Origin of the sequence: Pseudoalteromonas sp. SCSIO 43101 (assembly GCF_023650775.1) — a bacterium.
In the GTDB taxonomy this organism is placed as follows: domain Bacteria; phylum Pseudomonadota; class Gammaproteobacteria; order Enterobacterales; family Alteromonadaceae; genus Pseudoalteromonas; species Pseudoalteromonas apostichopi.
The window spans coordinates 3225795-3250380 of record NZ_CP072673.1 but is presented as its reverse complement, the minus strand read 5'-3'; the positions used below and the strand labels follow the sequence as shown (position 1 = coordinate 3250380).

Below are 24586 nucleotides of genomic sequence, written 5' to 3'. Positions count from 1 at the left end.
GAAAAACAGCGCGCATTATAGCAAAAGCAGGTCCAAAGCGGAATATCCCTAATTATTGTAGGGATATGCTTTTTGTGTATTTATTGATTATGGCATCTAAGCTGCCAGAGTTTTTAAGCTCTTTAATAGCTGCATTTATTTTTGGTAGCAATAGCTGATGTTCACTACGCAGGCGAATTTTTAAGTTTCCCAGCGAATGTAAAGCGCCAAAGCCAATATCAACATTAAATTGCTCAGCCCAGTATTGTGCCGGAAGTTTGTCTATTATGACAACTTCGATACGCTGCATTTTTAATGCTTTTATTAGTTGTTTTTCAGAATGAAAATCAACGCGCTTAAAGCGATTGTCATCGTAGTAGTAATAGCCTAAGACAGTGCCCACTGGCTGATTATTAATATTGTTAAGTTGCTGCCATTGAGTCACAGAGTTTTTTAAACTGACCAGGTACTCCTCAATGAGAAACAGGGTGTCTGAATAAATAAATTGCGGGTTTTGTTTTTCTGCTTGGCTTAGCCATTCAGGGCTAAGAACATCAAAGTCGATGTCTCCTTGGTGTAGGTATTTTACAGTCCTTTTTGCAGGAAGTTCGATATGCTGCACTTGAATATCAGCAAGCCGCATAACTTGCTTAATCATTTCGGGTAGGATCCCAGGGGTGTTGTTGTCGTTGATGTAATAAGGATAATAGTTACCCGAGCCAGTAACATTGTATTTTAATACCGGTTGCTGCTCAGCAAAAACTACTGGTGAGAGCAAAAGTAAAATTAATAAAGTCGAGTTAAAAAAGTTCAATGGTCTGATTGAATACGTTTTCATGTACCTAGTTTGGTTGGGTTTTTGTTTTTTAGCAAGGTAAACATCTTTCACTATACTTATAACAATAGTAATGTGGAGATAGCCACATCTAAGTGAGAAGTAGAATGTCAGAATTAAGTATTGAAGGTAACAAAAGTCAGAGTGTGACTCAGTATATAGCACGGCAGCCAATATTTAATGCTGATAGAAGTTTGTATGCATACGAATTACTGTACAGAGAATCGAGCGACAATGTTTTTCCGGTAGGCACGAGTGATGGTCAAGCGACAGGGCGGCTGTTCTTTAATGCGTTGATGCTGATGGGGCTCGAAAAGCTAACGGGGTTTCAACCCGCGTTTATCAACCTATCAACCGACGCTATTTTGGATGACTTTCCAAAGCTGTTGCAACCACGCAGTGCGGTTATCGAAATCGTTGAACGAGCGACGAGTATTCCTAAAGTAGTGAACCGCGTTAAGCAGTTAAAGCAAGAAGGCTACTTGTTCGCTTTAGATGATTACGATGGCACTGATAAATGGCAAGATATCTTACCTTTGATGGATTTTATTAAGCTTGAAGTAACGCAGCCGATTATCAAAACCAACATGATGATCAAAAAACTAAAACGCAGCTTCCCTGATACCACTATCATAGTTGAACGTATTGAAAATTATGAAGACTTTGAGCAGTTAAAAACCGCTGGTTGTGATCTGTTCCAAGGGTACTTTTTTGCCAAACCAGAACTTTTAAGTTTTGGAAATGTTGAACCATCAAAAGTTGCCGTACTTGAATTACTCAATTGCACCGCACAAACTGATTTAAATTTTGATGCTATTCAACAACGAGTTGCTAAAGATTTAGGGCTTACCGCACGCATTTTAAAGTTAGTTAATGCGCGAGCTAGCAGCACCCAACAAACTATTCGTTCGATCTCGCAAGCGGTTATTTATCTTGGTGAAGATGCGATTAGGCAATTTGTGCGTGTATTAGCACTTAGCGAATTAGGTAATGATAAACCGCAGGAGCTGACAAAACTTGGTTTAACAAGGGCAAAATTTATCTCTTTGATGCTTGAGCCAGGTGGGAAAGAGCTTGCTGAGCAAGGGTATTTGGTTGGGCTACTTTCTGTGCTTGATGCTATTTTAGATATGGAACTTGATACCATAGCAAAAGAGTTTTCGCTTGGTAGTGAGCTCTCTAGCGCTCTTTTAAACTTTAATGGGATGCAAGGTGCAAGCTTACAACTCACGAAAGCGGTAGAGGAAGAGCAATGGGAAACGGCTCATGAGTTGCTAATGATGATTCGTCCTGCCTCAAAAATGGATGTAGTTTTTCAAGCCATGTACGATGCTCGTGCATATGCAGATGACGTTTTCGTAAGCTTATCTTCGGTTACAGACTAAAAGTGCAGAGTTCGCTATGATGCGGGCTCTGTGTATCAAAAAGGTTTGTAAATAATGCGTTTAGCTTTACAGGTAGTGACCATCTTAGTTGCTTTGGCGTTACTTATACCAGGAGTAACCCAGCCGGTACTTACCCTTGAAGGAAAAATCGATAAATCTAAGCTTGCTAAAACAGGTATTGAAATGATTGCCGATGAAGGCGACCGGAATACCCGTAGTGTACTAATGATGGCATCAAGCATGTTGGGGCTTGATAGGCTTGAAGGTGAAATTGATGCCTATAAAAAAACACGCAGCATTTGGGGTACCGTGAATGAGCTTGCTAATAACAAAAACTACCTTGTCGCCGCGCTTGTTGCCGTGTTCTCCATAGTGATCCCCACTTTAAAATTGCTGATGCAATTGTTTTATTGTTTCTTACCTATGAATAAAATTAAACATTTACTCGGTCAACTCATACAAGGACTAAGTAAATGGAGCATGGTCGATGTGTTTGTGATTGCATTGATCGTGTCTTATTTAGCTGGCAACGCCGATGGGCAAATGGGCGAACTTATAAAAATGCATGCCGAACTGGGGGATGGATTTTGGTATTTTACTGGTTACTGCCTGTTTGCTATTGCTGCCAGCAATAGTATTAAAATAGATAAACCCTTGTCGAGCGCGTAAATTTCGGGCTACAATTTGGGCAATTAATTTTTAAGGTATGATGATGACGCGACTTTCAAGCTGCTTATTGATAGCTATGATGCTGCTCACTTTTGTGGGTCAGTCAGTTGCGTCTGTTGCTATGGTATGTGATATGCCACATGGCAGCATGCAAATGGATCATCATGCTAATATGAATGCTGACAGCGACATGAGTGATATGGATTGTTGCCATGAAGATGCAATGGATAACAGCGATTGCGCGTGTCCGTTTAATGCCTGTACAGCTCACTCACTCCTTCCGTTAAATGATTTAGTTGTTAAATCAATTAAGCAATCCGAAAAAGTCACAGTGTTAGGCGCCAGCCAGCTTAGTTTCCACGCAAGTTCTTTATATCGTCCACCTATTACTGCTTAAGCAGGATAGGTCTGTCTAAAATTCAGTAAAACGCTGAAATACACCTCATTCTGCACCCAAAATCTATTGTTTTTTAACCATTTTTAAGATTTTTGGAGCATGTGATGACTCACAGCAAATTGATTAAGGCGCTTTCTCTAGGCGTAGTATTGATAACCACAAGTTTAGTGAAAGCAGAGCCGTTGGCACTCAATCAGGTGATTGATTATGCACTGACTCACGAACCTTGGTTGCAGGCGAATAAATACCAGCAGCAGGCGATAGAAGCGCAAAGTATTGCTGCAGGCACTTTACCAGACCCAGTATTAACTGTCGGACTAATGAATTTACCAACCGATGGCTTTGCCTTTGATCAAGAAGGTATGACGCAATTTAAAGTGGGCTTGTCACAGCAGTTTAGTCGAGGTGATAGCCTTGCCTTGCAGCAGCAGGCATTAAGGCAATCAGCTGAGCAATATCCTTGGCTTAGAGCAGATCGTCAAGCCCAGGTTAAAGCCATTGTTAGCGAAGCCTGGCTAAATGCTTATCGCGCGCAAAAAAGTATTCAACTGATCAACCAAGATAAAGCTTTATTCAATCAATTAATTGATATTACTGAGGCAAGTTACGCCAATACACTTGGTGCGACTCGCCAGCAGGATATTATTCGCGCTCAACTAGAGCTCACTCGTCTTGAAGATAAGCTAGTGATGTTAGAGCAGCAGTTTGATAGTGCCAAAAAGCGACTAGCTCAATGGCTACCGATTGAAATGTTAAACGGTGCTGTAAGCGATGAAAATATAAAGGTGGCCGCATTAATGCCTTATCAAGAGCTTGCTCCATCAGGGGTGATAGAAGTGTTGATGGCTCATCCCGCAATTATTGCTATTGAGCATGCTTTGCGTGCTAAGAATACACAAGTGCAAGTGGCAGAAGAAGCGTATAAGCCTCAATTTGGAATGAACCTAGGCTATGGCTATCGTGAAAACACGCCTATGGGGGACTCGCGCGCTGACTTACTCTCAATAGGGGTTAGTGTTGATTTACCTCTCTTTACAGATAACCGTCAGGACCAACAAGTTAATGCTGCGATAGCTAGTGCAGAGGCGGTAAAAACTAACAAACTTATTACCCTACAAAAACTACAAGGTCAGTATTTTAAAGAGTTAAGCCAGTTAAGCCGGCTAGCCCAGCGCAAAGCGCTGTATCAGCAAAAGCTATTACCGCAAATGGCAGAGCAAGCTGAGGCGACATTAAATGCTTACACTAACGATGCTGGTGACTTTTCAGAAGTGATGCGTGCACGCATCAGCGAACTTAATGCGAAAATTGATGCGTTAAATATCGAAGTAGATAAACAAATAACCCTCGCTCGCCTTAACTATTACGCGGCGGCAAAAGATAGCCAAATAAATGCGGCACAAAGCCAAGGAGTTACCTATGAATAACACAGTCAAATTAGTTGTCGCTTTGGCGGTAGGTGCTGCATTGGCAACGGCTGTAAACAAACTTGCTGAGCCAGATCATGCAACTATGCCTAGCGCTGAAAAAAAGCCGCTATATTGGGTGGCACCTATGGATAGCAACTACCGTCGTGATGAGCCAGGTTTATCACCGATGGGTATGGAATTGGTGCCTGTTTATGAGGAACAAAGCAGCGCTGAAGACAGCCCAGGTACTGTGAGAATCTCACCAGCCGTAGTGAATAACTTAGGGGTAAGAACAGCGCCAGTGCGTTTTAAATCATTACAAAGCACAGTTGATACGGTTGGCTATGTGCAATATGACCAAGACCAATTAGTGCATATTCATCCTCGTGTCGAAGGCTGGATCGAAACTTTATATGTAAAGGCTGCGGGTGACCAAGTTAAGCAAGGCGAGCCTCTTTATACCTTGTATTCTCCACAGTTAGTGAATGCACAGGAAGAGCTACTGCTTGCCCTTAAACGTAACAATGCGGTACTTATTCGTGCGGCTAAAGCGCGCTTAGCCTCATTAAATGTTTCTGACGATTTTATTGCGCGATTAGAGCAAAGCCAAAAGGTTAGGCAAAACATAACCTTTTATGCCAAGCAAAGTGGCGTATTGGATGAGCTAAATATCCGCGAAGGTTTTTATGTGAAACCGGGCACCACCATGATGAGTATCGCTCACCTAGAAGAAGTGTGGGTTGAGGCAGAAGTTTTTGAGCGTCAAGCTGGCCTTATTCATAAAGGCTTGCCAGTTACCATGAGCTTAGATTATTTACCGGGTAAACGTTGGCAAGGGAAGGTCGATTACATCTATCCAACCCTTGATGAGAAAAACCGTACTCTTCGTGTACGCCTTCGCTTTGCTAACCAAGATGGCCTACTAAAACCGAATATGTTTGCTGAAGTGAGTATTATTACTAGGCCGACTGAGCCGCAATTAGTCATCGCAAAAGAAGCGGTGATCCGCACTGGTAGCCAAGACCGTGTCGTGATTGATTTAGGCGAAGGCCGCTTTAAGTCAGTCGCTGTGACGTTAGGTCGCAGTGATAATCATGACGTCGAGATTTTATCAGGCTTACTGAAAGACGATAAGGTGGTTATTTCAGCGCAGTTCTTAATCGACTCAGAATCAAGCAAAAGCTCTGACTTTATGCGTATGCAAGAACCAGATAGTGACAGCGCAATGGTGAATGGCGTGATCAACAGCATTGACCGTGAAGCCAGAACTGCTGTAATCAGTCGTGAAGCCATCCCCAAGTGGGGCCGAGAGGCCGCAACCATGGAATTTCACTTTTCGCCGCGCATTGATATGTCTAGTTTGCAAAGCGATGATGAAGTGCATTTTACTTTTAAGTTAGTGGACGGTGAGTTTATGATTTTTGACATCATGACCATGAGCCATCCTATGCAAGGAGAAATGCAATGATAGCAGCCGTGATCCGTTGGTCAGTCGGGAATCGCTTCTTTGTATTACTGCTGTCTTTAATGTTGGCAGGTTTTGGGGTTTTTTCTTTAAAGAATACCCCAGTTGATGCCTTACCTGACTTATCTGATATACAGGTTATTGTAAAAACCTCTTACCCAGGACAAGCGCCGCAGGTAGTGCAAGACCAAGTGACGTTTCCGATCACTACGGCAATGTTGTCGGTGCCGGGGGCTGAAACGGTCAGGGGTTTTTCGTTCTTTGGTGACTCTTACGTGTACGTTATTTTTAACGAAGATACCGACCTTTATTGGGCTCGTAGTCGAGTACAAGAGTATTTGAGTCAAGTAAGTGCTCGCTTACCCGATTCAGCTAGGCCAGAACTTGGCCCAGACGCAACAGGTGTGGGTTGGATTTACCTTTATGCGCTGGTGGATAAAACTGGCAAACACGATATTAGCCAGCTACGAAGTCTGCAAGATTGGTTTTTAAAGTTTGAACTGCAAACTGTGCCAGGTGTATCAGAAGTGGCTTCTGTTGGTGGTATGGTTAAGCAGTATCAGGTAAATGTCGACCCCGACAAATTACGAGCATATGGTATTCCACTGAGTTTAATTCAAACAGCGATTAAAAAAGGTAACCAAGAGCGCGGTGCCTCAGTGGTCGAAATGGCTGAAGCCGAATACATGGTATCAAGCACAGGTTATATTAAAGGTGTTGCCGATTTAGAAGCCATCCCGCTTGGTACCAATGCCAATGGTACACCACTGCAATTACGCGATGTAGCCGATATTAAACTTGGGCCGCAAATGCGCCGTGGGATTGCCGAACTTAACGGCGAGGGCGAAGTGACAGGTGGTGTGGTGGTGATGCGCTTTGGAGAAAACGCTGAAGCGACCATCAAACTAGTAAAGGAAAAGCTAGAATCGCTTAAAAAAGGCCTGCCAGAGGGCGTTGAAATCATCCCTGTGTACGACCGTTCAAACCTTATTACACAGGCACTTGATAACTTAAGTTCAAAACTAATTGAAGAATTAATTGTCGTGGCCTTAGTGTGTGTGGTGTTTTTATTCCATATACGTTCATCGATAGTTGCCATTATCACGCTGCCAATGGGGATTTTAACGGCTTTTGTGGTTATGTATTGGCAAGGTATAAATGCCAACATCATGTCGCTTGGCGGGATAGCGATTGCGATTGGTGCAATGACAGATGGCGCTATCGTGATGATAGAAAATATGCATAAACATATGGAGAAAACTCCACTGACCGACGAAAACCGCTGGCAAGTAGTGATGGACTCAGCCGCAGAAGTGGGGCCCGCGTTATTCTTTAGTTTATTAATTATCACAGTCAGTTTTATGCCAGTGTTTATTTTAGAAGCACAAGAAGGGCGTATGTTCTCGCCGCTGGCTTACACAAAAACCTATGCAATGGCGGCCTCGGCTGGTCTAGCGATTACACTGGTGCCGGTATTAATGGGCTACTTTATTCGCGGTAAGGTTATTTCGGAGCAGAAAAACCCTGTAAACCGCTTATTGGTGGCAGCGTATAAACCCTTGTTAAATGCGGTGTTAAAAGCGCCGAAAACAACACTGGTACTGGCTTTAGTTTTGGCAGTTATCGGCTTTTACCCGGTTAATAAAATTGGTAGTGAGTTTATTCCTCCTCTTGATGAGGGGGACTTGATGTATATGCCAACTACTTATCCTAGTATTTCAATTGGTAAGGCCCGTGAAATTTTACAACAGACCGACAAATTAATTGCCAGTGTGCCAGAGGTTGAGTCGGTATTTGGTAAAGTTGGTCGTGCAGATACTGCGACAGATCCAGCGCCGCTAACCATGATCGAAACCTTTATTCAGTTAAAGCCAAAGTCACAGTGGCGCGAGGGTATGACAACCGAGAAACTTAAAAAAGAGCTCGATAATCTGGTTAAGTTCCCAGGGCTCACCAATGCGTGGGTTATGCCAATCAAAACGCGAATCGACATGCTTGCCACTGGTATTAAAACGCCTGTGGGGATCAAAGTTGCAGGGCCAAAGCTGAGTGAAATTCAAAAAATCGGTGAGCAAATTGAAGTCATCTTAAAAGATTTACCGGGCACAGCTTCGGTTTACTCAGAGCGCGTTGCCGGTGGTCGCTACATCAAAGTCGATATCAACCGTGAAAAAGCAGCACGGTACGGTTTGAACATTGCTGATGTGCAACAGGTCGTTGCCACCGCTATCGGTGGTATGAATGTGACCGAAACAGTTGAAGGGCAAGAGCGTTACCCTGTTAACTTGCGTTACCCGCAAGATTATCGTGACTCGCCAGAAGAGCTTAAGTTGTTACCCATTGTGACGCCAAATGGACAACGTATTGCATTGGCTGACGTTGCTCATGTTTTTATTGAAGATGGTCCGCCGGGTATTAAAAGTGAAAATGCACGTATCAATGGCTGGAGCTTAATTGATATTGAAGGCAGTGATATCGGCAGTTATGTTGAGCGTGCGCAACAAGCACTGCATGAGCAACTCGAGCTACCTGCTGGTTACTCAATTACATGGGCGGGGCAATATGAATATATGGAGCGCGCAAAAGCCAAACTCAGTTACGTATTGCCACTAACTTTGGCAATTATTGTGGTGCTGTTATATCTCAATTTTAGAAGTTTTATTGAGGTGGCAATGATCATGCTGACCTTACCACTTGCGATGATAGGCGGTATTTGGTTGATGTACCTTGAAGGCTTTAATTTCTCGGTCGCTGTTGGGGTTGGCTTTATTGCCCTAGCAGGGGTTGCCGTAGAAATCGGCGTGATCATGCTGGTTTATCTCAATCAAGCGTATCAAGATGCCAAAGCGCAATCAGCACAGTTTACGGTTACAGAGCTGCGCCAAGCAATTATCAATGGTGCAGGCCTTCGGGTTAGGCCTGTGATGATGACAGTTGCCACTATTATCATAGGTTTATTACCTGTGCTGTATGGTACTGGAACGGGAAGCGAGGTGATGAGCCGAATTGCAGCGCCGATGGTTGGCGGGATGCTCAGTGCCATTGTTTTAACGCTACTCGTGTTACCTGCACTTTATTTTATATGGCGTAAACGCCACCTATAAATTTTACAGTCAGTGTGTAACTTGTACGCTTTTACTTGCTTCAAGTTACACTTTTTATTTTTAAGACGCTGATAATTAATGTTTTTTCTAATGGTGTGATTTATGCAAAGTCATATTAAATTGATTTTGATAAGGAATACACATGCAAGTTAAAACAATACAACAAGTTTATGATTGGACCGTGTTATTTCATACTCAAATGGCAGCCAATTTCCACAGCGTTAAAGATTTACTGGACGAGCATAATCAAATGCTGGTGGATTATTATCTGCAATATGAGAAGAAACTAGCAGAAGATCTCGTTGGCTTTAAAGCAATTACTGAGATAAACACGCTAGATACGTATTGCTATGAGTATTTTGCTGAAAACCCTGAGCTAATTACCTTCAACGATATCAGCACAGATCAGCAAATTGATGAAAAGGCGATTCAGGTTTACTTAACCACGCAACACCAAAAAGTAATCGACTTATACGAGTACTTGGTATCGCGCGCTGATACAGAGCAAAGCAAAGAAAAGCTTGAGCGATTGCTAGAGCTTGAGCATCAAGGCCTTAAGCAAATGATGCAAAGCTCAAACCGCCATATGGGTATATATTAATCAGCTTAATGAAAATCGAGTAAGAAGCCGACCTTCTTAAGGTATTTTTGCTCTTGCTGTAAGTCAGCTAAAAGCAAGGTATGTTCTTTGAGCCACTTATTGTGAAACTTTAGGAACATACTATTTTGCTTAGCTGTTATCTCAAGCTTAAAACCTTGATCGGTAATACGCTTTTGATTCAACAGTACCGCTAAGCGCAAAATCACAATAAGTTGTAATATTTCATAATGCTGCATTGTATGCAGTGCCGGAAACTCTTCTAAACGGATCTTTTTCCGATAAAAGCGGATCATGCAACTGAGCAAGGTTTGCTGTTGCTGCGTAAACCCTGGTAATTGGCTATTCGCAACGATGTACGCACTATGCTTATGTATTCCTGATGAATTTACCCCTAAGCCAATTTCATGCAGCTGCGCGGCCCAATCCAGTAAGTTGATATAGTCCGGATCAGTAAATTGCCATGCACCTTTTACTTGTTCAAACAGCCATTTTGCAGTTTTAGATACGCGGTTAGCATGCTCTTTATCTATGGCGTTACGTTCAGACAGGTTCTCTATGGTATTAGTGCGAATATCTTTATGGGCGAGCTTTTGCTGCATTTCATGAAGTAAACCTTCACGAAGAGAAAAGTCGCTGTATTGCATTGCTTCTATTTTAAATAGCTTAAATACTGCAATCAATATCGCTAAACCACCACAAATACTGACTTGTCGCTCAGCTGTGAGACCTTCAATTTGTAGCGCCTGAATTTGTTTAGCAGCAATAAACTGGGTTTTTAATTCTAGTAATCTCTCAAGCGTGATTAACTGTTGCTCGGCATCATTGGCGTTAATCATGGCAAGGATTGATTTAATTGTGCCAGATGTCCCTACTACAGATTGCCAGCCAGCCGATAAGTAGTTGGCAAAGATCACTTCGAGTTCTTGTTCTGCGCGAACCTCTGCTTTATCAAAGCGCTTAGCTGAAATTTGCCCATCAGCGAAAAACTGCTTGGTATAGCTGACACATCCCATGTTTCGGCTAGCTAGTAGCTTGTGTTTAAAATGTTTGCCAATTATGAGCTCAGTACTGCCACCACCAATATCAATAACTAAGCGATTTTCATCATGATGAATGTAATGGGCGACACCTTGATAAATTAAGCGCGCCTCTTCTTGCCCTGAGATCACTTCAATCGGGTAATTAAATACCCTACTTGCTTGGGTTAAGAACGAATGAATGTTTTTAGCGCGGCGTAATGTGTACGTCGCGGCAACTTTGACATTCTCGATGGGAAAGTCCTGTAAGGTGGTCGCAAATTGTTTAAGGATGGCTAGAGCACGTTCAATAGCTTCTTGGCTTAAGTGATTTTTATCATCCAAACCGTCAGCTAAGTAAACGCGCTGCTTTTCTTTGTGTAAGATCTGCAAAGAGCCATCGACCTCTCTTGCCACCACTAAATGAAAACTGTTTGAGCCTAAATCAACGGCAGCTATTGAGGGATAATCATTCATTATTATAGTTACTTTCCCATTTTTTAAGGTGGTCATAAATGGCAATTTGTGAGCGAATTTTCTTACGATTACCACGGCGCACATAGCTATTTTTTTGCTCACTATCGATTATGCGTGCTTTTGTTCTATCTTTAAACTGTAGTTCAAGAATATCAATGATAAGCTGTTTTAATTTTTTATCATAAATTGGAGTGGCCACTTCAACACGATGATCTAGGTTACGGGTCATCCAGTCAGCTGATGAAATATATACTTTTTCATCACCATTATTATGAAACACCATAACCCGCGGATGCTCTAAAAAGCGGTCAACAATACTAATGATACGAATGTTATCATTTGCGACAGAGGGTACTAACGAACACATACCACGCACTATAATACGAATTTTTACGCCACGTCTTGCGGCAAAATAAAGGTGATCAACCAGCTCTTTATCGACAAGGTTGTTTATTTTTAAAGTAATTCGCCCAGCCTTACCGTGCTCTACATTGCTAATTTCTGCATCTATCAGTGAGATGATAGTTTGCCTTGCATTGACTGACGAGATCATCAAATGATCAAACTGAAATGGCTTATAACTACTTTCAATGAATTTAAAAACGCTATCGCATTCTTCGCTAATACTTTCATGCTTAGTGAATAAGCTAAAGTCAGTGTATATTTTGGCTGTTTTTTCGTGAAAGTTACCTGTGCCAATGTGTGCGTACTTCACTATGTTGTTTTTTTCTTTACGGTGAATGACACATAACTTGCTGTGTACTTTAAGTGCTGGGATACCAAAGATCACTTTAACACCAGCATTACTGAGTGTTTTTGCCCATTCGATATTATTTTGTTCATCAAAGCGCGCTTTAAGCTCGACCATGACAGTTACATGCTTGCCATTTTTGGCGGCATTAATGAGCGTAGAAACTAGACGAGACTGACTGGCTACACGGTAAATATTGACCTTAATTTGTGTCACATCCGGATCAAAGGCTGCTTGGCGTACAAACTCAAGTAAATGGTTAAAAGTGTGATATGGGTAATACAGCAAAATATCTTGCTCTGAGATGGCATCAAACACACTCGAGTGATTATTAAAGGCCGTGCTTTGTAACGCTGGTAGTGGTTTGTTTTCTAAGTACTGGCGGCCAACATTCGGAAACGCAATAAAATCGCGGAAGTTACGGTAACGACCACCGGGGATCAGCGCATCATGTTGACTAATATTAAGGCGTTTTTTCATCACTTTAAGCATTTCAGCTGGCATACTTTCGTCATAAACAAGACGCACAGGTTCAGCATAAATACGTTGCTTTAGTCCTTTCGACATTTTATCGAGCAAGCCTTCTTCAAGCTCGTCATCTAAATTGTACTCGGCATCACGAGTTAGTTTAATGGCATAACATTGAATATCATCAAAGCTAAAGAAGCTGCTAAACACATCGCGAATAAAGTAGGCGATGATGTCATCAAGCATCACAATAGTTTTATGACGGCGTGTTTTCTCTGGTGGCAAAATAACAAAGCGAGATACGCGGTCAGTTGGCACCTCCATCATGGCATAATGACTTTTTTGATTGGTCATTTCGACAAACAAATAGGTCATGGTGTCGTTTATTTGATCTGAATAGTCTTTCTTTTCAGTGAGTAAAATTGGCAGTATATGTTGTAGCACATTGTCGTGGAAAAACTTTTTCAGCCAGGTTAAATGAAATTCAGATAGTTTCTCTGGTAGCTCAACGTGAATATTATGCTCGTTTAAATCATTCAAAATATCTTTATGAATTTGATTAAACTTTTTACCAAGCAGTAGCACTTTACTTTGGATCTGATGAAGTAGTATTTCGTCTTCTTCAAAGTTCGCATCAGGAATTTTATTAAGTAAAATTCGACGCTTTACATCGGCTACACGTACTCTGAAAAACTCATCCATGTTGTTTGAGTAAATACCTAAAAAGCGCATGCGCTCAATAATCGGGTTCGATTTATCTTTGGCTTCTTGCAGCACGCGTTCATTAAAAGACAGCCAACTAAGCTCTTTAGCAAAGTAGTTTACAGCTTGAGAAGAAGAATGTGATGCGTTCATCTGGTTTTCCAACGTTTATAGCTAGTTAGAATATAGAGGATGCAGATGACGGTTGTATTAAAATACTCAAGCTGCCTCTAGATACCGTTTCAGTTGGAATTAAAAGCGATTTAGGCAAGGCATTGAATGCAAAGAATGGTTGCTCCCTTGTTAAATTCAATAACGCAGAATAAATCGCTTTTAAACCAACCCATAGGGCGATTCTCTGGGGCTTACTCTCTGCGTTGTTACTTTTTAAAAGGGAATGCCATTCCTGCAAAGTAACGCCTTGATATTAAACCCCAGAGAAACGCTGAATTCTGTATCTAGAGGTAGTTTGAGTATTCAACATGTCGGTTTTGTGACATGTATGTCATTAATTTTAAAGCTTAGTTTAAGCTCGGATGTCCCTATAAACTTGTTTGTTATGCGTCCTCAATATCAACAATTAGGTCTGTGGTAATAGACTCAAGTGCAGTGATTACTTCGTCTTTGTTCATGCCTATTGGTAAAGCAACGGTGGCAACAGCACTAAAAATAGGTACCCCCCAGTTAGGTGCACTTTGTTGTTTTGAATTTAGATGAGTGATATTCGCACCTTTATGGCGAATAACGCTGGCTAACTCTTGCACAATGCCTGGTCTGTCATTTCCTGTGATAACAAAATTAATCTGTTCAGACTTTTCTTCAGGTAGTATTTCGGCACCGCGTTCAATTCTAATTTCTAAATACGGCAGGCTATGTAGTGCATCTTGCAGCTCTTGCAGATGTTCTTCGGGGACTGCGGCTTCAATAATTCCTGCAAAGTGGCCTGCAAGATGGCTCAAGTTACTGCTTAACCAATTACCATGGTGGTTTAAAATCGTAGCTGAGAGGTCTTCAACCAGGCCGGGTTTATCTGGTCCTAAAATAGTAATTACTAACTGCTTCATACTTATATCTCTATAAAAATGCCTCTGAAAAATGCGAAAAAAGGAAGGAGGCGTTGGTTTAAAAATGATTCTTATTGTCGAAAAAATAAGTCTTATTGAGTATTGATGTAGTTTTATTGTTTGTCCAATTTTTTCCATATAGTTATAAAAAATTAGTTATAACAATTTGTTAGCTTGTGAATTTGGTCGTTATAAATACGCAGAACAATGTCGCAATTTGGTCATTTGTTAACGTTAAAATACGTTCCTTAAATACATGCTTTATTACACTGAATTATGACGTTTGTAACATTACTGTCATCTTGGTGAAATATAATGCGCGCAACGTTAAGTTTTAAGGGTGTTTTGATGACTTCCAATCCGAATAAACCTACCTTTCATACGGATAGAAGCCGTCTATTTAAAGACAGGTTTGCCAAGTGGGGTATTTCCGCAGGTGGCGTAATGGTGCTAGTAGCACTACTACTCATATTCTTTTACCTTCTTTATGTTGTTCAACCTATTTTTGAGTCAGCAAAAGTAGAGACACGTAACAGTGTAAAACTACAAAATGCGTCAGAAGTTGTTGGTCTTGGCATTGAAGAGCAAACAGAAGTTGCCTTTTTACTTGGTGAAAAAGGTAATGTTGACTTTTACAGTGTTGAAAAAGAGCAGTTTGGTAAAAAGATCACCACTCTTAATACAGAATTACCTAGCGATGTAAGCAGCTTTGCAAGCTCTGCACCGTTCCAAGGTCAATACGCATATGGCCTTGAAAATGGTTCTGTTGTTGTGGTTGCACCAAAATTCTTAGTGACATTCCCTAACAACCAACGTCAATTAACACCACGTTTAGATTACCCGCTGGGTGATTTGGCGCTTGAGGTCGATGACCAAGGTGCGGCAATCACTAAATTTGCATTTAGCCACTATGAAGATAAAACAGCGGTTGTTGCTTTAACGGCTGATAGGCGCGTTTTGTTTAGCAGCTTTGTGGGTGAAGAAAACATGTTCACTGGCGAAGTTGAGTGGGTTGTTGAACGAACTGAGCTTGATATTGAAGGTCGTGTTGATGAGCTATTAATCTCACCTGATACAACACGTACATTCGTGCGTTCAGCAAATCAAATTTACGTATACGATACGCGTTACCCTTCAGAGGTTGAGCAAATCCAACTGCTTGCTGCGAACGAAGAAAACGCGAACCTAGTTTCAACTCAACTATTAGCTGGTGCAAACTCACTGATGCTTGCCAACGATAATGGTGAAGTATCTCAGTGGTTTGAAGTAAACACTGAAGATGGCCGTGAGTTCCAAAAGATTCGTGCATTTGAAACCAGCAAGCAATCTAAACTAAACATTTTTACAGAATTCTACCGACGTACTTTCTTCACAACAGGTGCTAACGGTGAGCTAGGTATTTATTACACAACTAGCGATGCCAAACTGTGGCAAGGTAAAGTAAGTGAAGGTCCAATTCAAAACTTTGCAATTGCACCACGTTCTAACGCGGCATTGATTCTTGCAGATGACGCGTTGAAAGTAATTGAAATTCATAATGAGCATCCAGAAGTAACTTGGTCTGCACTATGGCAAGAAGTATGGTACGAAGGTTATCCAGAGCCGGGTTATATCTGGCAGTCAACGTCGGCAAGTGATGACTTTGAATCTAAGTTCTCATTAGTGCCAATTTCATTCGGTACGATTAAAGCTGCAATGTACGCGATGTTATTTGCGGTACCCATTGCACTTTCAGCGGCAATTTACACGGCGTACTTTATGTCGAGTGAACTACGTAAAGTAGTTAAACCGACTGTAGAAATCATGGAAGCATTACCAACGGTAATTCTAGGCTTCTTAGCAGGTCTTTGGTTAGCACCATTAATTGAAGAACATTTACCAGCGATTGTCGGATTATTAGTGTTGCTGCCAATTGGTATCTTATTAACCGCATTTGGCTGGAACAAATTACCGGCGTCTATCCGTCACCGTGTTCCTGAAGGTTCTCACTCAATATTACTGATTCCAGTTGTTATCTTTATTGGTTGGCTATCGTTTGCGATGAGTAACTCAATTGAGTTATGGATGTTTGACGGTAATGTGCGTCAGTACTTAACCAATGAATTAGGTATGACATTCGACCAACGTAACTCGTTAGTTGTTGGTATTGCAATGGGCTTTGCTGTAATCCCAACTATTTTCTCAATTGCTGAAGATGCGGTATTCAGTGTTCCAAAGCACTTATCAAACGGTTCATTAGCACTAGGTGCAACGCAATGGCAAACATTGGTTCGCGTAGTACTACTAACAGCAAGCCCAGGTATTTTCTCAGCAGTGATGATGGGTCTAGGCCGCGCTGTAGGCGAAACAATGATTGTTCTAATGGCTACAGGTAATACACCTATTATGGACTGGAGTATCTTCCAGGGTATGAGAACACTTGCTGCGAATATCGCGGTAGAGATGCCAGAATCTGAGGTAGGCAGCTCGCATTATCGCATCCTATTCTTAGCAGCATTTGTATTATTCATATTCACATTCGTTTTCAACACAGTGGCTGAGTTTGTTCGTCAGCAACTGCGCGAAAAATACAGTTCAATGTAGGTGGAGAAACACGACATGGTAAAGCAGTGGTTTAAGTCTGGTTCTCCTTGGATTTGGATGACCGGCGGTGCGGTAAGCATCAGTTTAATCTCGGTTCTTGGCTTACTAGCCATGATTGCTTGGAAAGGTTTAAGCTTTTTCTGGCCATCAGAAGTAGTGCAACTTGAGCTGCAAGGTTCAGTAGCAAAGCAAACAGTGATCGGTGAAGTTTATGACCGAGAACTAGTTGCAAAATCACGTATTGAGGCGACGGGCGTTGATTTATCTGATTACGACAAAGAGCAACTAGAGCGCTTACTCATTAAAACAGGTAACCGAGAGTATGTAGATCTAGATTTCCGTTGGGTACTAGAGACAGATATTACATCACGTACTACGCCAGCTGAGCTTGCTGTATTCGAGCGTAGCAAAAACGGTAACTTTTACGGTTATGTTGAACAGGTTATTAAAGACGGTGAAGTTATCACAGATAACAAAATCGAAGAGCTTTATGATCTTGTTGACCGCGCAGTTGACCTGAATGACCAAGCCTTAGATTTACAAAATGGTGAAATTGGCCATATCAACTATGAGCTTGAGCGTTTACGTTTAAAAGAAAAAGCATACCAGCTTGATAACGAACTAACAGATGAGCGTGTTGCAGAGCTTGCACAAGCGCGTGCTGAGCTACGCGCTGAGTACACTGTATTAGAAAAACAGTTATTCGCACTTCGCAAAGCAGCTAAGCGTGACCAAGTAACGGTTAAAGACATGCGTGGTGAAGTGGTTACTTTGCCACTTTATCAAGTTCTTGATGTGTGGTTCCCTAATGACATGGGCTTCTTTGCTAAGCTTAGTCATTACTTTGTACAACTTGGTAAATTTGTTTCGGATGACCCTCGTGAAGCCAACACTGAAGGGGGTGTATTCCCTGCGATTTTCGGTACTGTGTTTATGGTCTTACTAATGGCAGTGATTGTGACGCCATTTGGTGTAGTCGCAGCGATTTACTTACATGAATACGCAGCAAAAAACGCCATTACTAAGATGATCCGTATCGCGGTAATCAACCTTGCCGGTGTACCTTCAATTGTATACGGTGTATTTGGCCTAGGTTTCTTTGTATACATGCTAGGCGGCAGTATTGACCAATTGTTCTACCCTGAGTCGTCGCCAAGCCCTGTATTTGGTACGCCAGGTGTTATTTGGTCAGCATTAACGCTAGCAATTCTAACGCTACCCGTTGTAATTGTTTCGACTGAAGAAGGTTTATCACGTATTCCTAGTACAGTGCGCCATGGTTCACTTGCACTTGGCGCAACAAAAGCAGAAACGCTATGGCGTATCATCATTCCGATGGCAAGCCCAGCGATTATGACCGGTTTAATCTTAGCGGTTGCACGTGCAGCCGGTGAAGTAGCACCACTAATGCTTGTTGGTGTTGTTAAGATGGCGCCAACACTGCCACTTGACGGTAACTTCCCATACATACATTTAGATAGAAAATTTATGCACTTAGGTTTCCACATTTATGATGTTGGTTTCCAAAGCCCTAACGTAGAAGCGGCACGCCCGCTGGTATATGCCACGGCATTCTTACTGGTATCAGTAATTATCGCCCTGAATATCACCGCGATTGGTATTCGTAACCACTTACGCGAAAAGTTTAGAGCTCTTGAGCATTAATACAGAATTTTTATAGGTAGACAGAGATGATTACAGTTGCACCACAAGTAAACCAAGCGAAAAGCGCGGCAAAGCTAGATTTAGATAACCTAACTGCAGAACAAACTGCGTTAGAAATTAAAAACTTAGATCTATACTACGGTGATAAACAGGCACTTAGCAGCGTAAATATGAACATCCCGAAGGGTCAGGTAACGGCATTTATCGGTCCATCGGGTTGTGGTAAATCAACACTTTTACGTTGTATCAACCGTATGAATGACCTAGTTGATAGCTGTCGTATAGATGGTGAGATCTTACTACATGGTCACAATATCTATGATAAGAATGTAGATGTTGCTGCACTACGAAGAAATGTCGGGATGGTATTCCAACGTCCTAATCCATTTCCAAAATCGATCTACGAAAATGTCGTTTATGGCCTACGCTTACAAGGTATTAAAGAAAAGCGTAAACTAGACGAAGTGGTTGAACAATCTTTACGTGGCGCAGCGTTATGGGATGAAGTGAAAGACCGCTTACACGATAGCGCATTTGGTCTATCTGGTGGTCAGCAACAGCGTCTTGTTATTGCTCGCTCAATTGCTATCGAGCCTGAAGTACTACTTCTGGATGAGCCTACATCGGCACTAGATCCAATTTCTACTTTAGTTATCGAAGAGCTAATTAACGACTTAAAGAACAAGTTTACCGTGGTAATCGTTACTCACAACATGCAACAAGCCGCTCGTGTATCTGACCAAACTGCGTTTATGTACATGGGTGAGTTGATTGAGTATTCAGATACCAATACGTTATTTACAACACCAAGCAAGAAGAAAACAGAAGACTACATTACAGGCCGTTACGGTTAGTCAATAAAGTCACTTGGTCTCGTAGACGAAATTTATAGAGGTAGACAATGGAACATAATATCAATAAACACATTTCGGGCCGTTTTAATGAAGAGCTTGAAAATGTGCGAAACCATGTATTGAACATGGGAGGGTTAGTTGAGCAACAACTAAACAGTGCACTAGATGCTGTTAGCAATGGTGATGCAGAACTTGCACAAAAAGTACGTGAAAACGACTATAAAGTGAATGCAATGGAAGTGAACATCGACGAAGAGTGCACGCGCATCATTGCTCGTCGTCAGCCAGCAGCAAGTGACCTACGCCTTGTGATTGCAATTGCTAAAACAATTGCTGATTTAGAGCGTATTGGTGATGAAGCTGAGCGCATTGCTAAAGTAGCGCTGGACTCATTCACAAAAGATCAGCAAGACCTACTGGTGAACATTGAAAACATGGGTCGCCAAGTATCGAAAATGCTTCACGATGTTCTTGATGCATTTGCACGTATGGATGTGCAGTGTGCGTTTGAAGTACACAAAGAAGATGCCAAAGTTGACCGTGAATATGAAGCAATTACACGTCAGATCATGACATACATGATGGAAGATCCACGCTCAATTCCGAAAATTATGGATTTAGTGTGGTCAGTTCGTTCATTAGAGCGAATTGGCGATCGTTGCCAAAATATAGCTGAATACATCATCTATTTTGTAAACGGTAAAGATATTCGTCATACATCTCAAGAAGATATAGAAAAGTCGCTGTAAATTAAGCCGCTCCTTTTCATTATTAAATCGAGCGGCCCTTGGGCCGCTTTGTGTTTTATTGGTGATGTAAGGCAGAAAAAGCGTTCACAATCGAACACAATGCTGTAAAATTCGCAGCTGCCAAAGCATACTAATTTATAAAGGGTCAGTTATGCCTACAAATGCATTTTTAGGGGTTTTTGCTAAATCACCTATTAAGCCTATGGAAGATCACATTAAGAAAGCACATCAAGCAAGTAAAGCATTGATACCTTTCTTTAATCACGTTTTTAAAGCTGAGTGGCAAGAAGCGGAAGAAATCCGCCTAAACATTCGCAATTTAGAGCGTGAAGCTGATGAAATGAAACGTAACATCCGCCTTCAACTACCACGTGGTTTATTCATGCCCGTTGAGCGTACCGATTTGCTTGAGCTTGTTACCCAACAAGACAAAATTGCTAACAAAGCAAAAGACATTGCAGGTCGTGTAGTTGGTCGTGAGATGACTATTCCCACTGAAATACAAGAAGATTTCCTTGTTTATTTAACGCGTTGTGTTGATGCGACTAAACAAGCATCAAAAGCAATCAATGAGCTAGATGAGCTGCTAGAAACTGGCTTCAAAGGTCGCGAAGTTACTTTAGTTGAGAAAATGCTCGTTGAATTGGACGCTATTGAACAAGACACGGATGACATGCAAATCAAAATTCGCCGTCAATTGCGCGCCATCGAAAATGAACTTAATCCTGTCGACGTAATGTTCTTATACAAGATCATTGAATGGGTAGGCGAGCTTGCAGATATTGCTGAGCGCGTAGGTTCTCGTCTTGAGCTGATGTTAGCTCGTTAATTTCAAATCAGTTCAAAAACGAAAAAATTAAAGGTTCACACAATGGATATCATTGCAAATTACGGCACGATACTGGTTTTAACTGCCGCCGCAGTTGGTTTCTTCATGGCTTATGGTATTGGTGCAAATGATGTTGCCAATGCGATGGGTACATCAGTTGGCTCAAAAGCACTTACAATTAAACAAGCAATCATCATCGCGATGGTGTTTGAATTCGCTGGCGCATACCTTGCTGGTGGTGAGGTTACATCTACAATCCGAAAAGGAATTATTGATGCGACGCCATTTATGGACATACCGGAACTTATGATCCTTGGTATGATTGCCGCACTATTCGCTGCGGGTAGCTGGTTATTGATTGCCTCTTTCTTAGGCTGGCCTGTATCTACGACTCACTCAATCATTGGTGCCATCATTGGTTTCGCTCTAGTTGCTGTCGGTAGCGAAGCAATCCAATGGAACAAGGTAATGGGTATTGTTGGTAGCTGGATTGTTACCCCTGCTATTTCTGGTTTTATTGCATACCTGATTTTTATGAGTGCGCAAAAGCTAATTTTTGACACTGATGCACCACTTAAAAATGCTAAGCGTTTCGTACCAGTGTATATGGGTCTAGCAGGCTTTATCATGTCACTGGTAACAATTAAGAAAGGCTTGAAGCACATTGGTATTGATTTAGGTGCTGTTGAAGGCTACGCGCTTTCTATCGCGATTGCAGTTGTCGTAGCTGTTATTGGTAAGATTGCTATTGCGCGTCTGAAAATCGATCCTAAAGCTGACAAAGCAATGCAATTTAACAACGTTGAGAAAGTGTTCGCAGTACTTATGGTACTAACAGCATGTTGTATGGCTTTCGCACACGGTTCAAACGATGTTGCTAACGCGATTGGTCCACTAGCTGCTGTTGTAAACATTGTTGAGCACAACGGTGAAATCGCTAAGAAAGCGGCTATCGCATGGTGGATTTTACCACTAGGTGGTTTAGGTATTGTTGCTGGTCTTGCTATCTTAGGTAAGAAAGTAATTAAAACAATCGGTGAAGGTATCACGCACTTAACACCAAGCCGTGGTTTTGCTGCAGAACTTGCTGCGGCTTCTACAGTTGTTATCGCTTCAGGTACTGGTTTACCTATTTCTACTACGCAAACACTGGTGGGTGCGGTACTAGGTGTAGGTATGGCACGTGGTATTGCGGCACTTAACATGGGTGTTGTAAGAAACATTGTAGTTTCTTGGGTAATTACATTGCCAGTTGGCGCAGCCCTTGCTATTGTTATTTTCTACGTACTGAGAACTGCCTTCGGGGTATAAAAAGTACTAAAAGACTTTTAGCTTGAAAAGATCTCAATGCCTTAGGTATTGGGGTCTTTTTATTTTCAGGTAGAGTATGAATAACTTACCAAGTATAAAACAACTACAGTATTTACTAGCAGTCCATCAACATCAACACTTTGGCCGCGCAGCCAGCGCCTGTTTTATTGGTCAATCTACATTAAGTAGTGCAATTCAAAATCTAGAAGAAACTTTAGGTTGCCAGCTCATAGAGCGCGAAAACCGCAGTTTAATGTTTACAGCTATTGGTGAGGAAGTTGTAGAGAAAGCCCGTAAAATTATTGACGACACTCTTAGTCTAAAAGAGCTTACAAAGAGCTTTTTAACGCCTTTAAGCGGGACACTTACTCTTGGTGTGATCCCAACGATTGCCAGCTTTATTGCTGCGCCCTTATATCATTTCTGCAAACAAACCTTTACTGAGTTAGAGTTAGTCTTGGTTGAAGATACCAGCGACAAGCTACTCGATAAGCTAGAGCACGGACAAATTGATATGGCTTTACTGGCCTTGCCATTTGATACTGAAAAGTTTCATACCCAAGTACTTGCCAAAGATCACTTCAGTCTAGTGCATCATAAAGATTACACTCCAGCGGATGGTGTAGAAGATTTTAATCTGTTACCTGATGCTAGCGTGTTTTTACTTGAACGTGAGCATTGTATGACTGGGCACGCGCTAAGTGCCTGTCATTTAAATCGCTCAAGCTGTATTAATCCATTTGAAGCGGCAAGCTTACATACTTTATTAAGTATGGTTGAACACCAACTGGGTGTTACTTTCCTACCTCAAATGGCCATAAATGCCGGCATTTTAGATAAGAAAGATATGGTCGCAACGCCATCTCAAGGCGATGCTTACCGAGAAATAGGTATCGTGTGGCGTAAAACCACAGGCCGGATCAGAGACTTTAGGCTGTTTAGCCAACAGTTAGAGCTATTTCTTAACAAGCAATGTAGCTTAGACGGTCAGTGTGACAACGAATAAAGCCTCTACCTCTAAATAAAACCCCAAATAAAAAATTTGGGGTTTTTTATTATTTAAACAAACTATTTTTTTCCTTCCCTCGACTAACATAATAACAAAACCATAAAAGGCAGATCAGATGACGAGGCTAGTGTGTTTTTTCAATCACTTGAAACATTAATTGCTAAAGCGCAGCAAGGTAATAAACGGGCGTGGTTGAAATTAGTCAAGCAGCACGAAACACAGGTGTATAACTATTGTTTAAGGATGCTAAGCCACCCTGATGATGCAATGGATTTGATGCAAGAAGTGTTTATTTCTGTATATAAAAGCTTGCCAAGTTTTCGCGGGGAATCGAGTTTTAACACTTGGCTCTATCAAATTGTGCACAGGCGCAGTGTTGAATATTATCGCCGCCGTAAGCTGCATCAGAGCTTGGATTCTGTACCAGAAGAAAGTTGTGAGCAGAGTGAGTTAGAAACCAATCGACTGCAATCCAAGCAGCATTATGAGCTCAAAGAAATGATGAATAAATTACCCTGGGAGCAACGCTTGGTGGTGGAGTTAAAATTTTTTCAGCACTGTACGTTTGAAGAGATAGCTGAGCAATTAGGTATTTCAACCAATACAGCTAAATCGAGACTATACAGTGCACTTGGTAAGTTAAAAGTGCATTTGGAGGCCGTAGATGGCTAATTTAGATTCATTGTTTAGCGCATGGTTAGAAGGCGAAAGTCTTACAGATGAGCAAATTGCGTTGCTACAGGCCAATGCTGAATATGCATTAATGATGAGTAATGCAATGCAATGGCAACAGCAAAGTCAGAATTATGAAACGGTGTCAGTACCAAACTGGGATCGAGAGTCCAGTATGCCAAAAGTACAAAAATCGAATCTGTTTTTTGGTTCAGGGATGTGGGCAGTGGCTGCATCAATTGCATTTTGCGCGTGGCTTTTTGTTAGTAATCCACAGCAAGGAAATCAGCAATTACTCGAGCAAGTGGCCAAACAAACCAATTTATTAGAGTCACAACAAAAGCAAATAGATCAATTGCAAAATATTATCACTGCGCAAAATGAAGTGCAGCAGCAACAAATGTATCAGTTAGCAAAAGAAGCTATTAAGACGGGGCGAGTAGAGCGTCAGGAAGATATTGCCAGTGTGCTTGCATATATTAAAACGCAGCGAGCCCAAGACCAAGCGTACTTACGTATGCAATTAAATGATTTAGCAGAGCAAGTGGATAGTAGCCCATTGCCAACCGTTGCCAATAACTTGGAGTATTAA

Annotated in this window: 20 protein-coding genes; 16 read left to right on the top strand and 4 right to left on the bottom strand. The window is 41.6% G+C overall.

Going from position 1 to position 24586, the window contains the following annotated elements; genetic code table 11:
• Nucleotides 1–52 precede the first annotated feature (52 nt).
• Nucleotides 53–817: a substrate-binding periplasmic protein gene (locus J8Z25_RS15025; protein WP_250661327.1), complete on the bottom strand. Its 765-nt coding sequence runs from the start codon at nt 815–817 to the stop codon at nt 53–55.
• Nucleotides 818–921: 104 nt separating this feature from the next.
• On the opposite strand from J8Z25_RS15025, the gene J8Z25_RS15020 reads away from it, so the two are divergent.
• The 7 genes from J8Z25_RS15020 to J8Z25_RS14990 all read left to right on the top strand — a co-directional run bounded on the left by J8Z25_RS15020 (nt 922) and on the right by J8Z25_RS14990 (nt 9844).
• Nucleotides 922–2199, top strand: a complete 1278-nt coding sequence (locus tag J8Z25_RS15020) for an EAL and HDOD domain-containing protein (protein WP_130050408.1) — start codon at nt 922–924, stop codon at nt 2197–2199.
• Between the two features lie 54 nt (nt 2200–2253).
• Nucleotides 2254–2868 (top strand): paraquat-inducible protein A, encoded by a 615-nt coding sequence (locus J8Z25_RS15015; protein ID WP_130050409.1) that lies wholly within the window; start codon nt 2254–2256, stop codon nt 2866–2868.
• 43 nt (nt 2869–2911) lie between these two features.
• Nucleotides 2912–3265 carry a hypothetical protein gene (locus J8Z25_RS15010; protein ID WP_250661326.1) on the top strand — a complete coding sequence of 118 codons (354 nt, stop codon included), beginning with the start codon at nt 2912–2914 and terminating at the stop codon, nt 3263–3265.
• A gap of 104 nt (nt 3266–3369) precedes the next feature.
• Nucleotides 3370–4692, top strand: coding sequence for a TolC family protein (locus J8Z25_RS15005; RefSeq protein WP_250661325.1), 1323 nt, complete (start codon nt 3370–3372; stop codon nt 4690–4692).
• Nucleotides 4685–6142, top strand: coding sequence for an efflux RND transporter periplasmic adaptor subunit (locus J8Z25_RS15000; protein WP_178926318.1), 1458 nt, complete (start codon nt 4685–4687; stop codon nt 6140–6142). Before J8Z25_RS15005 ends, J8Z25_RS15000 begins: the two co-directional genes overlap by 8 nt.
• A complete protein-coding gene (locus tag J8Z25_RS14995; RefSeq protein WP_250661324.1) occupies nt 6139–9243 on the top strand; it encodes an efflux RND transporter permease subunit in 3105 nt (1034 codons plus the stop codon). Before J8Z25_RS15000 ends, J8Z25_RS14995 begins: the two co-directional genes overlap by 4 nt.
• 142 nt (nt 9244–9385) lie before the next feature.
• The gene (locus J8Z25_RS14990) at nt 9386–9844 is read left to right on the top strand and encodes a hypothetical protein (RefSeq protein WP_250661323.1); all 459 of its coding nucleotides are present in this window, start codon (nt 9386–9388) and stop codon (nt 9842–9844) included.
• A 5-nt stretch (nt 9845–9849) separates the two neighbouring features.
• On the opposite strand, the gene ppx is transcribed toward J8Z25_RS14990, so the two are convergent.
• The 3 genes from ppx to J8Z25_RS14975 form a co-directional block, all read right to left on the bottom strand.
• On the bottom strand, nt 9850–11337 hold the full coding sequence (gene ppx / locus J8Z25_RS14985) for an exopolyphosphatase (RefSeq protein WP_250661322.1): 1488 nt from the start codon (nt 11335–11337) through the stop codon (nt 9850–9852).
• Complete coding sequence (gene ppk1, locus J8Z25_RS14980) at nt 11330–13411, bottom strand: polyphosphate kinase 1 (protein ID WP_250661321.1); 2082 nt, start codon at nt 13409–13411, stop codon at nt 11330–11332. The genes ppx and ppk1 overlap by 8 nt, the downstream gene beginning before the upstream one ends.
• 404 nt (nt 13412–13815) lie before the next feature.
• Complete coding sequence (locus tag J8Z25_RS14975; RefSeq protein ID WP_130050417.1) at nt 13816–14322, bottom strand: glycine cleavage system transcriptional repressor; 507 nt, start codon at nt 14320–14322, stop codon at nt 13816–13818.
• 348 nt (nt 14323–14670) lie between these two features.
• Here J8Z25_RS14975 and J8Z25_RS14970 point away from each other — a divergent pair, with 348 nt between their 5' ends.
• From J8Z25_RS14970 to J8Z25_RS14930, 9 genes are all read left to right on the top strand, one after another.
• Nucleotides 14671–16905 (top strand): ABC transporter permease subunit, encoded by a 2235-nt coding sequence (locus tag J8Z25_RS14970; protein WP_130050418.1) that lies wholly within the window; start codon nt 14671–14673, stop codon nt 16903–16905.
• Between the two features lie 15 nt (nt 16906–16920).
• Nucleotides 16921–18570, top strand: coding sequence for a phosphate ABC transporter permease PstA (pstA, locus tag J8Z25_RS14965; RefSeq protein ID WP_250661320.1), 1650 nt, complete (start codon nt 16921–16923; stop codon nt 18568–18570).
• Between the two features lie 26 nt (nt 18571–18596).
• Nucleotides 18597–19424 (top strand): phosphate ABC transporter ATP-binding protein PstB, encoded by an 828-nt coding sequence (gene pstB, locus J8Z25_RS14960; RefSeq protein ID WP_130050420.1) that lies wholly within the window; start codon nt 18597–18599, stop codon nt 19422–19424.
• Nucleotides 19425–19471: 47 nt separating this feature from the next.
• Nucleotides 19472–20173 carry a phosphate signaling complex protein PhoU gene (gene phoU / locus J8Z25_RS14955; protein WP_130050421.1) on the top strand — a complete coding sequence of 234 codons (702 nt, stop codon included), beginning with the start codon at nt 19472–19474 and terminating at the stop codon, nt 20171–20173.
• Nucleotides 20174–20324: 151 nt separating this feature from the next.
• On the top strand, nt 20325–21002 hold the full coding sequence (locus J8Z25_RS14950) for a TIGR00153 family protein (RefSeq protein ID WP_130050422.1): 678 nt from the start codon (nt 20325–20327) through the stop codon (nt 21000–21002).
• A gap of 42 nt (nt 21003–21044) precedes the next feature.
• The gene (locus tag J8Z25_RS14945) at nt 21045–22313 is read left to right on the top strand and encodes an inorganic phosphate transporter (RefSeq protein WP_130050423.1); all 1269 of its coding nucleotides are present in this window, start codon (nt 21045–21047) and stop codon (nt 22311–22313) included.
• Between the two features lie 76 nt (nt 22314–22389).
• Nucleotides 22390–23319, top strand: coding sequence for a hydrogen peroxide-inducible genes activator (locus J8Z25_RS14940; RefSeq protein ID WP_130050424.1), 930 nt, complete (start codon nt 22390–22392; stop codon nt 23317–23319).
• A gap of 132 nt (nt 23320–23451) precedes the next feature.
• Entirely contained in the window at nt 23452–23994 is a 543-nt protein-coding gene (locus J8Z25_RS14935; RefSeq protein ID WP_250661319.1) for an RNA polymerase sigma factor, read from the top strand.
• Complete coding sequence (locus J8Z25_RS14930; protein ID WP_250661318.1) at nt 23987–24586, top strand: hypothetical protein; 600 nt, start codon at nt 23987–23989, stop codon at nt 24584–24586. The genes J8Z25_RS14935 and J8Z25_RS14930 overlap by 8 nt, the downstream gene beginning before the upstream one ends.